We start from the raw sequence: 15,270 nt of genomic DNA, 5'->3' as shown, positions 1-15,270 counted from the left end.
GCTGAGGCGGTCCGAGGCAGGCCAAGTCACATCCGCTTACCACTGCTGGTTGCGCAATACCCGGATAACGCAGAAGCGATAACGCGACATGGTTTGCTGAGCGCTCCATCAACAAGGAGTGACCATGATCGCTATTTCCTCAAAACCCATGTCGACGCAGCCTGCGTCGACCGATCAGCCGGCAGACGCCAGTCGGTCAGTAAAGCTCGTTGCAACGCAAAGCCTGCACGGCGAGTTTCTCGAAGCTTCGATCCCGCAATGGTTGACCGACGCTTCGCCGCAACGGCGCGAAGCCTTCAAGGCGGTTGCGACAGCATTGCCGGCCTGGTATCAGGATGCGACGCCGGCCCAGCGCAAAATCGTTGACGATACGTTCAAGGCCAGTGTCATCGCCCAGAACAGTCTCGACAAGCGCATGGCGAAACTTCAGGACGTCGAGACGTTTGCCCGGCCATTAGTCATCAAAGCGCTGAAAGTCAAACACTCGCTGGATATCGATGTCGACAAAACGCTGCTGTGTCTGCGCCGCCCGGTGGAGATGGGTATCCAGCAAATCGAACTGGCCTCATTCGAGGTGCTCAAGATAACGCTGCTGGAAGCCGCACTGCACAACTTCGAAGCTGGCGAATGCGAAGGGACCTACCATTCGAGCTCAGGTTTTGTGGTGGCAGGGTCCACGGCGCAGACGTTCGACCATGTGAGCATCGGTATTTCGGTCAGCCAGTTTCTGCACCTTTGCCGCGATCTGGATGTCGGCCAGCAATACCAGACTTACCTGCAAGGATTCTTTCATCCTGAGGAAGCGGTGGCAGAGGCAGTGCTTGCCGAACGCTTCATTGCCGCGCAGAAGGCGACGCTGCGCGCTGCGGCCGAGCAGGCGCTGTTGCAAAAGGATATCGAGGCGGCGGATCACGCGATGATCGTCTCGGTGATTGACGGCGAGATGCATCCCTGGATGGGGAAAAAACAGGTCTGGTTCAAGGACCTGGGGTTGATGAAAAAAAGACTCACCGGCTGCGTCGCGTTCGTCATCTGCGAGAAATACCGCTATACCGACGAACTGATTCTTTACATCCCGCACGATCCTGAACATCCGCTCAAGCGCTACACGTTCCAGCAGATGCGCGACGAGCTCAAACGCTTGCTCACTGCACGCGACGCTCCGCAACAGACGGGCGCGGAGCCCACCGCCTACCAGCGCTTTCTCAGCCAGTTCCTGCCTTATGACCAGCGTCCCGAGTATTTCAGCCAGTTCAGGCAGAAGGCGGCTGACTCACCCGGCGATGGCTGGGATCTGCTGCGCTCGCCATGGCTGTCGGTGCTGCAAGGCTTCACCGCCGGCTCGGCGTTCACCCGCATTCAGCAGGTACCGCCCGAACGCCAGGTCAAATGGGAGCCAGTGGCGGACCCTTACATCGCACCGTCCACCCTGGGACGCAAGGGGCAGGGACTTTGGGCTCCCAACGAGGATCTGTGGCAATACCTCTATAGCCAGAACCGCACCAAGCTGATCGATGATGCCCGAAGCCATGCGGTACCGACTGCCGAGGTAGACGCGCGAGCAAGGGACGCCAAACTGGCGCATCTGATGCAACTCGGCATGCTCGGTCTGAACATGGTCTCGATGTTCGTGCCTGTGTTGGGCGAAGTGATGATGGTGGTGATGGCCGGGCAACTGCTCTATGAAACGCTTGAGGGCGCAATCGAATGGGCCGAGGGCGATCGGCGGGCGGCCAAGGATCATTTGATCGATGTGGCGGAAAACCTTGCGCAGATTGCGCTGATGGCCGGTGTGGGCGCCGCAGTAAGGAAAATCTCAAGCGCCAAAGCCGTGCCGGTCATTGAAAGTCTGCATCCGGTGAAGTTGCCCAACGGCGAAACCCGGCTGTGGAAACCCGACCTGAGCGCTTACGAGTCGACTGTTGCACTGCCTGTCAGTCCCGGGCCAAACAGTGCCGGCCAGCACGTGCTTGAGGGTAAAACCTATATTCGCCAGAGCGGCAAGGTCTATGAGCAGTTTTTCGATGAATCGATCGGCAAATGGCGGATCAGCCATCCGACCGACATCAACGCCTGGCAGCCGGTGCTCCACAGCAATGGAAGCGGTGCCTGGCGCCATACTTTGGAACGTCCGCAGGATTGGGATCGTCTGACCCTGTTGCGGCGCATCGGCCATGCAACCGAAGCGTTTTCCGATGCACAGCTGATCAAGGCTGCCGATATCAGCGGTGTCAGTGAAGCCGCGCTGCGCAAGATGCACATTGATTCTTCGCTGCCACCACCGGAACTGACCCAGGCCATGCGCATGATGCAAGCAGATGGCAACGCGGCACTGGTTGTCGAGCAGTTGCGCGGGACAAAACCGATCGATGAACTGTACCTCTACGCAATGCCGCTGATCACCGAAATGCCGCGCTGGCCGGAGAACCGGGTGCTGGAAGTCTTCGACGGCGAGCAATTGTCCGGCAAGTTCGTCAGGTATGGCTCCGCGCGGCGGTTTCGCGATGTCGACGTCAAGCCACCCATTCAGATATCGCGGGCCGATATCTTCAGCGGTGAACTGCCAGCACGTATTCTCGCAGGGCTGGACGAGTCAGAAATCACTCGGCTCCTCGGCGAGCAGGGGGCTCGCGTGCGCGATGGCCGACCGGCAGAGTTTGGCAAGCAGATCGCCGATTACGCCAACACCCGCCAGCCGGCGATTTACGACAGCATTCATTTGGGCACCGAACCCGTCGATCCGCAGGTTGCGCGCTTGCAAAAGGCCTGCCCGGGACTCAGTGAACCGGCGGCGCAAACGGTGCTGGCGCATGGTCGGCCCGATGATCTTCAGCGACTCGGCTCAGGGCAACGAGTACCGCTGCGCCTGTTGGAGGAGGCCCGCTGGTACGCGCGGCAAAGTCGACAGGTAGCGGCATATGCCGGTCTGCGCAGCGAAAACGTCGCGTCTGCGGACAGCCGGCGCCTGGCCTTGCACACGCTTGAGCAATTGGCGGGTTGGCCCGACAGCCTTCGCATTGAAGTACGCGAAGGCCACGACGCCGGCATGCTGCTCGACAGCATCGGCAGTGAAACCGCCGGCGAGAAAAAATACCTGATCAAAACAGGCGTTCAGTTTCAGGCATACAACGAGCGCGGTGAGGCACTCAACAGCCTGCCTCGCGACGGCGACAATTTTTACTCGTCGATCATGCATGCCCTGCCTGATCATGCGCGCCGCAGCCTCGGTGTCCCTGAGGTCGGGCAGTCCGCAGAGTTGCAAGCAAAGATCATCGATCACGCCGACCAGCACCAGGCTGATGCACCCGCATTGCTGGCGCCTCAGGTCAAGTGGATAAAGCCCCCGGTGCGGGTGAACGCTACCTTGATCGGTTATCCCGCCAGTGGACGCGGCGCGGGATTGGCACCGAACCTGCTGGCTCACGTGCAGGATATCTACCCGCAATTGAGCGACGAACAGGCTCGTGGCTTTCTCCTTGACCAATATCGGACAGGAAAAAACGACCGGGCCATTTTCGAGCTGTTGCAATCACGTCGGCGTGAGTGGGAACAGCTCAATGCGACGCTGGATGAATGGGCGGGGACAGCGACGGCGGCGCCCTGGGAACGCTCCGGAACAAATTACAAGTTTCGCACCGCGCAAGCGCTGAAAACCTGCTGGCGCAACGCTTTGTCCACTGGGGTCGCGGGTGCCGATCAACTGTCGATTCTCACCTACGATCCTCTGCCAGAGATGACCGTCGACTTTGCTCACGTGCGTGAACTGTCGATTGGCGGCGGAGGTTTGACCGACGCCAACGCCGATGCCTTCCTGACGCGATTTGCCAATATCGAAAAGTTGTCGCTGGGGGAGCGGGGCAGTCTGTTCGGCACCTACATGGAGCACGAGCAGTCACTGACGACGTTGCCCCTGAGCGTGACTCGCATGTCCGCGTTGAAAAAGCTCAAGTTCCGAACGCCAGCGCGGGTGATGGCTGCCGATCTGTCGACAAGATTGCGTAGCCTGACCGCGGTTGAGGAGCTTCATCTCGATTTTCCCGGCGGCGCAGGCAGCCCGCCCGAGCTGGACCTGGCTCCCCTTGAACGACTGAAGAAACTCAAGATTGAAGCGCCGGGCCTGACGCAGTGGCCGACTTATGTGGAACAACTGCCTGAGCTGGAGCGTCTGGATCTGACGCAGACCGCCATCGCATCCCTTCCACAGACCCTTTATGTCGGGCACGAGAGACTCTGGGCCGGTTTGTCCCTGGACTGGTCGAGGTTCTCCCACGGAGCGTTCAAACCGGCTTACGACTATGTGAAAAACTACATGGGGGAATGGGGGCATCTGGTTGATCTGGACTTGATGGTCCGCCGCTACTGCGCCGGCGAACTGCAGTTTCTGACGGGTGAGGCCGGCCGTCTCAACCCGTTACCTCAGCGCATCATGAGTCTGTGGAACACACCGGAGACCCGACTTGGAGCCGTGGAGATTCTGCGCGTGGAGCACAGCGCAATTTTCCGCCAGTTCTACGAGGCCAGCGCATCCGCAGAGTTGCGTACGGCGACGCCGGCAGCGCGCTGGCAAGCGCCGCCCAATGCCCGGGTGGTTCGTGCACTGGAAAAAAACTGGCGCGCGGCCATACGCCGGCGTTATCGCTTGAACGATGACGTTCGTCCCTTCAATGCAGAGGACTGGATATCCGCCAGCGATCTGGACGACGCCAGCATGTTTGAACTGGTTGACACCGCCTGGGCGCTGGGCGCGGAGTCGGTGAGTGAGCTGCCGCAATTGCCGGCCGGTACGTTTGCTCATGTACAGCGGGTTCGGCTGGACCGCTTGACTGTGCCGGTCGAACAGATCCGCGGCTTTCTCCAGGCGTTCAGTGGCGCCACAAGCCTGGAGGTCACCGCCTGCGGACTGACCGAAGTGCCGGTGCGGCCAGCCGATTTGCCCCGGCTCACACAGCTGGACCTGTCTTTCAACCGAATCGCCGTGACCCCTGAGGTGCAAGATCAATTCGACGCGCTGAGCAATCTCGAACATCTCAATGCCCGCCTCAATCGGCTGGACACACTGGACGTTTCTCGCCTGACCGGCCTCAGGACGCTGAACCTCAGCTCAAACGGGCTCAATGAGTGGCCGAAGGGGGCGGAGAACCTGGCACATTTGCAAGCAATGGATTTGCGGCATAACACCATCGGTTCGCTCCCCGATCACGTGCTTGCCGACAACGCTGTGCTGCTCAAGACCCGGCTGCTGAACAACCGCTTCAGTGTCGGCGGCGAAGCGAGCCTAAAGGCGGCGCAGCGACGTATAGAAATGACCTTGGGTTTGCCCGAAGGGGCGCTGCAACGGTTTGAATCGCAAGCGCCGTCGTTACCCGCCGGTTCCAGCGGTTCCAGCGGTGCCACGCCTGACACGGCACTCAATCGCGCCGCTCATCTCTTGCCACTGCCATCTGTCTCGGTCATTCAGCAAGGCACCGACATGCATCGCGCAGTGCTGGAAATCTTTCCGTCACTGTCGCTTGAAAAGGCCCAGGCCAGCGTTGAGCGTTTGCGCACTGAAGGCCTGTCCCCTGAGCAAATCGTCGGCAGACAGAATCAGTGGCGAGCAAGTAACGAGGCGTTGACGCGTGAGTTGAACGGCTGGATCTTCAACCCGGCGCAAGGGGCTGGTGAAGGGGCGTCGTCAACAAGATTCTTTGATGCCTCCAGGATCCGCGCTTGCTGGCGGGACGGGCTCACCGGCCATACCGAATCCGCCGGACGCACGCTGAGCCTGTCAGCGGGCGGCTTGGGTGATTTGCCTGCGCTGTCGAATGTGTTTTCCCATGTGCGGACGCTGGACCTGACCGGGGCTAAATTTTCCGTAGAGAGTTTCAACCTCTTCTGCCCGGCGTTTCCTGAGTTGACCACGCTGATGCTCAATGGCACGGGCCTGGCGCGCCTGCCGGACGCTGTCGGCAGTCTGAGCCGGCTCGAACGGCTGGAATTGAGCGGCAATCGCCTGGCCGTGGCGCAATCGGTGTATCAGCACGCGAGCGGGGCGCGGCTGCGCTGGCTCGACCTCAGTCACAATCAGCTGGAAGAATTCAACGCCGCAACCTTCAGCAGTCTGCAAACCCTCAACCTCGGCCAGAACGGCCTGGATTTCTGGCCTGAAGGCGTGCTTGAACTGGCGCATCTGCAAAGGCTGGACCTGTCGGGCAACAACATCATGGTTTTCCCGGACCGGCTGTTGGGCGGCAATCATGAGGCGCTCGTGGCAGGCACCGATCTGTCGGAGAACTCGCTGTCGCTTAACGCATTGGAGCAGATCAGGGACTACAGCGTCGCGCATGGCGGCAGTGAGGTGCTGGGTTACACGCCGGAGTCCTTGCAGCGCTTGATCGCCGAGCGTATGAGCGACTCGGAAAGCGATAGCGGATCCGAATCGGATTCGGATGGGGGTTCGGACCCCGACTCCGATAGCGACGATGGTGATGATCCGCGTGGCGGAGGCGGAGGCGGTGGCGGTGGCGGTAGCAGTAGCAGGCCCGTGGACATGCATGCCGGTGTGGAGGCTGCGGAGGTGATTGCCAATCCGGCGCAGGACGTGGCGGCGCCGGCGATGGATATATGGATGACCTATACGCATGCAGATGCGCGTGCAGCGCGGCAAGCGCTATGGCTGCAATTGGCTCGACAGGCCAACCATGAGGCGTTCTTTCATTTGCTCTCGACCTTGCCCGACACCCTGGAATTCAGGTTTGCCGGTGCCGATCTGACCCACCGGGTCTGGCAAGTGATCCAGGCTGCCACGGAAAACGCTGAACTGCGCGAGCTGTTGTTTTTGAACGCCGAAACCCACGGCACGTGCCCCGATGGCCGGATCCTGTCGTTCAGCGAACTGGAGACCCGCGTCTATGAATACAACGCTCTGCGCGACATTCCGCGGCATCGTCAGCTGCAACGCGGCAGAGCGCTGCTTGATCTGACTCGACGGCTGTTTCGCCTGGAAAGGGTGGATCGACTGGCCGAAGCCGCCGCCAGGAACAAGGATCGCGCGGAAGTCCGCCTGCAATACCGCATCGGCCTGACACGCGGCTGGCCGGACGACCTGGAGTTGCCGGCGCAACCCGAACACATGTTGTACGCCTCACCGATTCGCGGGCGACGATTGCTCAATGCGCGTGCCTCGGTTCTCGCGGACGAGGCATCACCCATCTTTCTGGAGGATCTGATTGCGCGGGACTACTGGATCCGCTATCTGCAGGATCGCCACGCCGAGGCGTTCGAGGCACTTGAACGCGACGCTACCAGGCGGCACGAAGCGGTCGAGGATGCCTACCCGGACAGAGAAAACAGCGATTATCTGGACGCGATGAGGGTGCTTGAAATCGAACTGGCGGATGCGCGCATCGAGAAACTCAAGGCTCTGACTCGCACAGAACTGGAGAGCCTGGCGTCGCAGGATGCGGGGGCGTCGCCATCGGCCCCGTCTTCACCGAAACCCGGACCTTCGTGGCGCCGCGACTGAGTGATCGAGCAGACCTGGGAGCAGCGCGCTCCCAGGTCTGCTCGACTCAGCTGTCGTAACCCAGATTCGGCGCCAGCCAACGCTCGGTCACGCTCAGGTCCTGGCCTTTGCGCGCGGTGTAGCTCTGCACTTGATCCTTGTCGATCTTGCCCACGGCAAAGTACTGCGCCTGCGGATGGGCGAAGTACCAGCCGCTGACCGCTGCGGCGGGGAACATTGCGTAGTGTTCGGTGAGGAACACGCCACTGCGCCCGGCGCGCATTTCGGCAGCCTCTGGATCGAGCAGGGTGAACAGCGCGGCTTTCTCGGTGTGATCCGGGCAGGCCGGGTAGCCGGGAGCAGGGCGGATGCCACGGTACTGCTCTTTGATCAGCGCATCGTTATCCAGGGTCTCGTCCTTGGCGTAACCCCAGTGTTCTTTACGCACTTGCTGGTGCAGCCATTCGGCGCAGGCTTCGGCCAAGCGGTCGGCGAGGGCCTTGACCATGATCGAGTTGTAGTCGTCGCCCGCGTCCTGATAGGCCTTGGCCACTTCTTCGGCACCGATGCCAGCGGTGGTGATAAAGCCGCCGACATAGTCGGTGACTTCGCTGTCCTTCGGCGCCACGAAGTCGGCGAGGCAGAAGTTCGGCTTGCCGTCGGTCTTGATGATCTGCTGACGCAGGTGATGCAGCTTGGCCAGCGGCTTGCCGTTGTCGTCGTACAGCTCGATGTCGTCTTCGTTGACCTGATTGGCCGGCCAGAAACCGAACACCGCACGGGCGCTGATGAGTTTTTCGTCGATGAGCTTAGCGAGCATTTCCTGCGCGTCCTTGTACAGCGCAGTGGCGGCTTCACCGACCACTTCGTCTTCGAGGATGCGCGGGAATTTGCCGGCCAGATCCCAGGAAATGAAGAACGGTGTCCAATCGATGTACTCGGCCAGTACCTTCAAATCGATGTTGTCGAGCACCTTGCTGCCGGTGAAGGTCGGTTTCACTGGCTGATAATTGGCCCAGTCGAATTGCGGCTTCTTCGCGATCGCGGCGGCGTAGCTCAGGCGTTCAGTACGGGCGCTGCGATTGGACGTACGCTCGCGCACGTCGATGTATTCCAGGCGGGTCTTCTCGACGAAACCGGCCTTGAGTTCCTTGGACAACAACTGTGTCGCCACGCCGACGGCGCGCGAGGCGTCGGTCACGTAGACCACGGCATCGTTGCTGTACTTCGGCTCGATCTTCACCGCGGTGTGCGCTTTCGACGTCGTCGCGCCACCGATCATCAGTGGCAGGTGGAAATCCTGACGCTGCATTTCGCGGGCAACGTGGACCATCTCGTCCAGCGACGGCGTGATCAGGCCGGAGAGGCCGATGATGTCGCACTTTTCTTCTTTGGCGACCTGCAGGATCTTTTCGGCCGGAACCATCACGCCGAGGTCGACAATGTCATAGCCGTTGCAACCGAGCACCACGCCGACGATGTTCTTGCCGATGTCGTGCACATCGCCTTTGACCGTGGCCATGAGGATCTTGCCCTTGGCTTCCGGCTTGTCGCCTTTCTCCAGTTCGATGAACGGGATCAAGTGCGCCACGGCCTGCTTCATCACGCGCGCGGATTTCACCACCTGCGGGAGGAACATTTTGCCAGCGCCGAACAGGTCGCCGACGATGTTCATGCCGGACATCAATGGGCCTTCGATCACTTCGATCGGCCGCGCAAACGACTGGCGGGATTCTTCGGTGTCTTCGACGATGTGCGTGGTGATGCCCTTGACCAGCGCGTGCTCCAGACGTTTGTTGACGTCCCAGTTGCGCCACTCTTCGGTCTCGGCTTCCTTGACGCTGCCGTCGCCCTTGTACTTGTCGGCGATGGCGAGGAGGGCGTCGGTGCCGTCCGGGGTGCGATTGAGGATCACGTCTTCGACCGCGTCGCGCAGCTCGGCCGGGATCTGATCGTAGATCTCCAGCTGGCCGGCGTTGACGATGCCCATGGTCAGCCCGGCGCGGATGGCGTAGAGCAGGAACACCGAGTGAATCGCCTCACGCACCGGGTTGTTGCCACGGAACGAGAACGACACGTTGGACACGCCGCCGGAGCTCAGCGCGTACGGCAGCTCATCGCGGATGTAGGCGCAGGCATTGATGAAGTCGACGGCGTAGTTGTTGTGCTCTTCGATGCCGGTAGCGACGGCGAAGATGTTCGGGTCGAAGATGATGTCTTCCGGCGGGAAGCCGACTTCATTGACCAGAATGTCGTAGGAGCGTTTGCAGATCTCTTTCTTGCGCGCTTCGGTGTCGGCCTGGCCAGCTTCGTCGAAGGCCATCACCACCACCGCAGCGCCGTAGCGCTTGCACAGCTTGGCGTGATGGATGAACTGCTCGACGCCTTCTTTCATGCTGATCGAGTTGACGATGCCCTTGCCCTGAATGCACTTGAGCCCGGCTTCAATGACTTCCCATTTCGACGAGTCGATCATGATCGGCACGCGCGAGATATCCGGTTCGCCGGCGATCAGATTGAGGAAGGTGACCATGGCCTTCTTCGAATCGAGCATGCCCTCGTCCATGTTGATGTCGATGATCTGCGCGCCGGCCTCGACCTGCTGCAGAGCGACTTCGAGGGCTTCGGTGTAGTTGTCTTCACGGATCAGGCGGGCGAATTTCGCCGAGCCGGTGATGTTGGTGCGCTCGCCGACGTTGACGAACAGCGAGCTGCGATCGATGGTGAACGGCTCCAGACCCGACAGGCGGCAAGCCTTGGGGATGTCTGGAATCTGCCGCGGCGCATAACCGGCCACGGCTTTGGCGATGGCTTCGATGTGGCCCGGCGTGGTGCCGCAGCAACCGCCGACGATGTTGAGAAAACCGCTCTGAGCGAATTCTTCGATGACTTTGGCGGTTTGCGACGGCAGTTCGTCGTACTCGCCGAATTCGTTCGGCAGGCCGGCGTTCGGGTGCGCGGATACGTGGGTGCTGGCCTTGTTCGACAGCTCTTCCAGGTACGGGCGCAGTTCGCTGGCGCCGAGGGCGCAGTTCAAGCCCACGGAAATCGGCTTGGCGTGGGCCACGGAGTTCCAGAACGCCTCGGTGGTCTGGCCGGACAGGGTACGACCGGAGGCGTCGGTGATGGTCCCGGAAATCATGATCGGCAGTTCGATGTGCAGCTCCTCGAACACGCCCTGCACGGCGAAGATCGCCGCTTTGGCGTTGAGGGTGTCGAAAATGGTTTCGATCAGAATCAGGTCGGCGCCGCCCTCGATCAGGCCTTTGGTGGCTTCGGTGTAGTTTTCCACCAGCTCATCGAAGGTCACGTTGCGGTAGCCGGGGTTGTTGACGTCGGGCGACAGCGAGCAGGTGCGGCTGGTCGGGCCGAGCACGCCGGCAACGAAGCGCGGCTTGGCCGGGTTTTCGGCGGTCTTGGCGTCGGCAATCTTGCGCGCCAGACGTGCGCCCTCTACGTTTAACTCGTACGCCAGCTCTTCCATGCCGTAATCGGCCATGGAAATGCGCGTGGCGTTGAAAGTGTTGGTTTCGAGAATGTCGGCGCCGGCGTCCAGATAGGCTTTTTCGATGCCGCCGATCACGTCCGGACGGGTGATCACCAGCAGGTCGTTGTTGCCCTTGACGTCACTCGGCCAGTCCGCGAAGCGCTTGCCGCGATAATCCTGCTCTTCGAGCTTGTAGCTCTGGATCATCGTGCCCATCCCGCCGTCGAGAATCAGGATGCGCTCTTTGAGGGCTTGCTTGAGAGCTTGAAGGCGGACGCTGCGATCGGACATGTGGACTACTCGAAAAGACCATTACGAAGGAGCGGGATCATAGCAAACCTGTGCGCTTTTGGAGCATGTGCAGCTTTTGCATGAATATCGCTCATGTTGGTACGAGCGTCATAACGGTAGAATCGCAGCCTTTTTTTATCATCGAGATCAGCAACATGCCGCACCGCTTCATCAGTTTATGGTTGCTGGTCCTGAGCGGGAGCGTCGCGGCGCAAGATCCTGCCATTTCTTCTTCCATCTCCTACACCCGCGATATCCAACCGATCTTCACCGAGAAGTGCGTAGCCTGCCATGCCTGCTATGACTCGGCCTGTCAGCTCAATCTGGGCAGTGGCGAAGGCGCTGCTCGTGGCGCGAGCAAGATGCCCGTGTACGACGGCGAACGCACTCAGGCAGCACCGACCACGCGCCTGTTTTACGACGCCTTCGGCAAGCGCGCCTGGCAGCAGAAAGACTTCTATTCGGTGCTCGACGCCCAGGGCAGTCAGGCTGCGCTGATGGCACGCATGCTTGAACTCGGCCACAAGACGCCGCTGACGCCGAACGCCAAGCTGCCCGAAGACATTGTCCTGGGGCTCAATCGCAACAATCTATGCGCAATGCCTGCGGAGTTCGACGGATATGCCGGCGCGCACCCGAAAGAGGGCATGCCGCTGGCGGTCACTGGCCTGACCGACCAGCAATACCAGACCCTGCAGCGCTGGCTGGCGTCTGGCGCGCCGATCGACGAACAGAGCCTGGCACCGAGTGCCAAAGAGGCCATGCAGATCCTGCAGTGGGAAAACCTGCTCAACGCCCCCGGTGCGCGGCAGAGTCTGGTGGGGCGCTGGTTGTTCGAACACTGGTATCTGGCGCACATTTATTTCAAGGACGGCGAGCCGGGGCATTATTTCCAGTGGGTACGTTCGCGGACGCCGAGCGGCCAGCCGATCGACCTGATCGCCACGCGCCGCCCCAACGACGACCCGGGCACGCAGGTGTATTACCGCTTGTGGCCGGTGCAGGGGGTGATCGTGCACAAGACGCACATCACTTATCCGCTGAGCGCAGCCAAAATGGCGCGGATCAAGAGCCTGTTCTACAACGGCAACTGGCAGGTCAATGCGCTGCCGGGTTATGGCCCGCAAAGCCGTGCCAATCCGTTTGCCACCTTCGAGGCGATTCCGGCGCAGGCGCGCTATCAGTTCATGCTCGATAACGCCGAATACTTCGTCCGCACCTTCATTCGCGGGCCGGTGTGCCGTGGGCAGATCGCGACCGACGTGATCCGCGACAACTTCTGGGCGCTGTTCCAGGCCCCGGAGCATGACCTCTACATCACCGACCCGAACTACCGTGGCCAGGCCACGCCGCTGCTGGCGATGCCGGGGCAGAACGACGATGTCGGCAGCGTGCTGAGCCTGTGGCGCAACTATCGCGACAAGCGCAACGAATACGAGGCACTGCGCCGTGACAGCTATGCCGATCTGCCGGCGCCGAGCTGGTCGACGCTGTGGGCCGGCAACGACAACGCCTTGCTGAGCATTTTCCGCCACTTCGACAGCGCTTCGGTGACCAAGGGGCTTATCGGTGAGGTGCCGCAGACCATGTGGCTGTTCGACTATCCACTGCTCGAGCGCACCTACTATCAGCTCGCGGTCAACTTCGACGTGTTCGGCAACGTCTCCCATCAGGCGCAGACCCGTCTGTATTTCGACCTGATCCGTAACGGCGCCGAGCAGAACTTCCTGCGCCTGATGCCCGCTGACTCGCGCGAGGATTACCTCAACGATTGGTACCAGGACGGCGGCCAGTTCAAGATGTGGCTCGATTACGAGGCCATCGATGACGACAAACCGACCGCGCTCAAACTCGACGAAAAAGACCCGAAACACGATTTCGCCATGCAGTTGCTGGCGCGCTACGGTGATCTGAACGCGCGGCCGGACCCGATCAATCGCTGCGACGGCGCTTATTGCTCGCGACCGAATATCGATCCGGCGTTGCAGAACGCCGAGCAGGCCCTGAGCCGTCTGGCCTCGCGACCGGCCGCAGGGTTGAAAGTCATCGACCAGTTGCCCGAAGCGACCTTGCTGCGCGTCGAAACCGCCAGCGGCAAGCGCGAGGTCTACAGCGTGCTGCGCAACCGCGCGCACAGCAACGTGGCGTTTTTGCTCGGTGAGTCGCTGCGCTATCAACCGGGCCTCGACACATTGACGATCTATCCGGGCGTACTCACCAGTTACCCGAACTTCATGTTCAACGTACCGGCCGAGCAGGTGCCGGCGTTCGTCGATGCGATGGAGAATGCCAAGGATGCCAATCGGTTCGACAAGATCGTCGAACGCTGGGGCATTCGTCGCAGTCATCCGCAGTTCTGGCTGTATTTCCACGATCTGAGCCAGTACATACACGAAACCGATCCGGTGGAAGAGGGTGTGCTGGATATGAACCGGTACGAGAACCTTTGAGCATTCGCAGGCATATGCCGGGATTCTTTCCCGACAAAAATACTAGGACTTTGTCAGCCGCGCCGATTGGCGTAAACTGCGCCCAAGCCTGCGAGGAGTTTTTATGACCGCTATTACCATTACCGACGCCGCCCATGATTACCTGGCCGATCTGCTCTCCAAGCAGAACACCCCGGGCATCGGCATCCGTGTCTTCATCACCCAGCCTGGCACCCAGTACGCCGAAACCTGCATTGCCTACTGCAAGCCGGGCGAAGAGAAGCCTGAAGATACTGCGCTGGGGCTGAAAAGCTTCACCGCTTACATCGATTCCTTCAGCGAAGCGTTTCTTGACGACGCCGTTGTCGACTATGCCACCGACCGTATGGGCGGCCAGCTGACCATCAAGGCGCCAAATGCCAAGGTGCCGATGGTCAATGCCGACAGCCCGGTCAACGAGCGCATCAACTACTACCTGCAAACCGAGATCAACCCGGGGCTGGCCAGCCACGGCGGTCAGGTCAGCCTGATCGATGTGGTCGAGGACGGCATCGCCGTGTTGCAGTTCGGTGGCGGTTGCCAGGGCTGCGGCCAGGCTGACGTGACCTTGAAGGAAGGCATCGAGCGCACGCTGCTCGAGCGCATCCCGGAGCTCAAGGGCGTTCGCGACGTGACTGACCACACGCAGAAAGAAAACGCCTACTACTAAGGCGTTCGCTGCGAACATGAAAAACGGCGCCCCGTGAGCGCCGTTTTTTTATGCCTGTGGCTTGATCATGCCCACGCTCCGCGTGGGCATGCAGCCCGGGACGCTCCGCGTTCCACTCACGGTCGGTACAAATGCGCATGCCCGGCGCGATACAGCGAAGACTCGCTGAACACTTCACTGCCCAACACCCGCCCGACCAGAATCAGCGCCGTACGCCGAAACCCTTTGGCCTCGACCTTTGCGGCAATGTCCGCCAGTGTACCGACGACCCAGTCCTGATCCGGCCATGTCGCGCGGTGAATCACGGCAATCGGGCAGTCCGCGCCGTAATGCGGCAGCAATTCAACCAAAATCTTTTCCAGATGATTGACCCCCAGATGAATGGCCATGGTCGCGCCATGCTGCGCCAGGCTGGCCAGCTCCTCGCCAACGGGCATCGCGGTCTTGTCGGCGTAACGGGTCAGGATCACGCTTTGCGAGATGTCCGGCAGAGTGAGCTCGGCGCCCAGCAGCGCTGCGCATGCCGCCGTCGCGGTCACGCCCGGAATGATCTCGAAAGGAATGCTCAGCTCACGCAAGTAGCGGATCTGCTCACCAATCGCGCCGTACAGACCTGGATCCCCCGAATGCACGCGGGCAACATCCTGGCCTTTGGCATGGGCCGTCCTGATCAGATCGATGATCTGTTCCAGATGCAGTTCAGCGCTGTTGACCACGGTTTCGGCCTGATGACCTTCCAGCACCGCGGCAGGTACCAGCGAGCCGGCATAAATGATCACCGGGCAGCTGCGAATCAGCCGTTGGCCTTTGACGGTGATGAGCTCCGGGTCGCCGGGGCCGGCGCCGATGAAGTAGACGGTCATCGTTGAAT

General features: G+C 60.8%; 5 protein-coding genes. 3 read left to right on the top strand and 2 right to left on the bottom strand.

Annotated elements, in window-relative coordinates; genetic code table 11:
- The first annotated feature begins 124 nt into the window (after positions 1-124).
- Entirely contained in the window at positions 125-7,504 is a 7,380-nt protein-coding gene (locus tag V8J63_RS04000) for a dermonecrotic toxin domain-containing protein (RefSeq protein ID WP_336463616.1), read from the top strand.
- 46 nt (positions 7,505-7,550) lie between these two features.
- On the opposite strand, the gene metH is transcribed toward V8J63_RS04000, so the two are convergent.
- The gene (gene metH, locus V8J63_RS03995; RefSeq protein ID WP_336463615.1) at positions 7,551-11,261 is read right to left on the bottom strand and encodes a methionine synthase; all 3,711 of its coding nucleotides are present in this window, start codon (positions 11,259-11,261) and stop codon (positions 7,551-7,553) included.
- A 155-nt stretch (positions 11,262-11,416) separates the two neighbouring features.
- Between metH and V8J63_RS03990 the strand changes: the two genes are divergently transcribed.
- Both V8J63_RS03990 and nfuA read left to right on the top strand, forming a co-directional pair.
- The gene (locus V8J63_RS03990) at positions 11,417-13,711 is read left to right on the top strand and encodes a fatty acid cis/trans isomerase (protein ID WP_130889012.1); all 2,295 of its coding nucleotides are present in this window, start codon (positions 11,417-11,419) and stop codon (positions 13,709-13,711) included.
- A 103-nt stretch (positions 13,712-13,814) separates the two neighbouring features.
- Positions 13,815-14,399, top strand: a complete 585-nt coding sequence (gene nfuA / locus V8J63_RS03985; RefSeq protein WP_003225494.1) for a Fe-S biogenesis protein NfuA — start codon at positions 13,815-13,817, stop codon at positions 14,397-14,399.
- 116 nt (positions 14,400-14,515) lie between these two features.
- Here nfuA and cobM read toward each other — a convergent pair whose 3' ends face one another.
- The gene (cobM, locus tag V8J63_RS03980) at positions 14,516-15,262 is read right to left on the bottom strand and encodes a precorrin-4 C(11)-methyltransferase (protein ID WP_016774483.1); all 747 of its coding nucleotides are present in this window, start codon (positions 15,260-15,262) and stop codon (positions 14,516-14,518) included.
- Positions 15,263-15,270: the final 8 nt, after the last annotated feature.

Source organism: Pseudomonas sp. CCNWLW23 (assembly GCF_037095675.1).
Lineage (GTDB): Bacteria > Pseudomonadota > Gammaproteobacteria > Pseudomonadales > Pseudomonadaceae > Aquipseudomonas > Aquipseudomonas atacamensis.
Note: the sequence above shows the minus strand (reverse complement) of the source record. Positions and strands in the feature narration are given on the sequence as shown.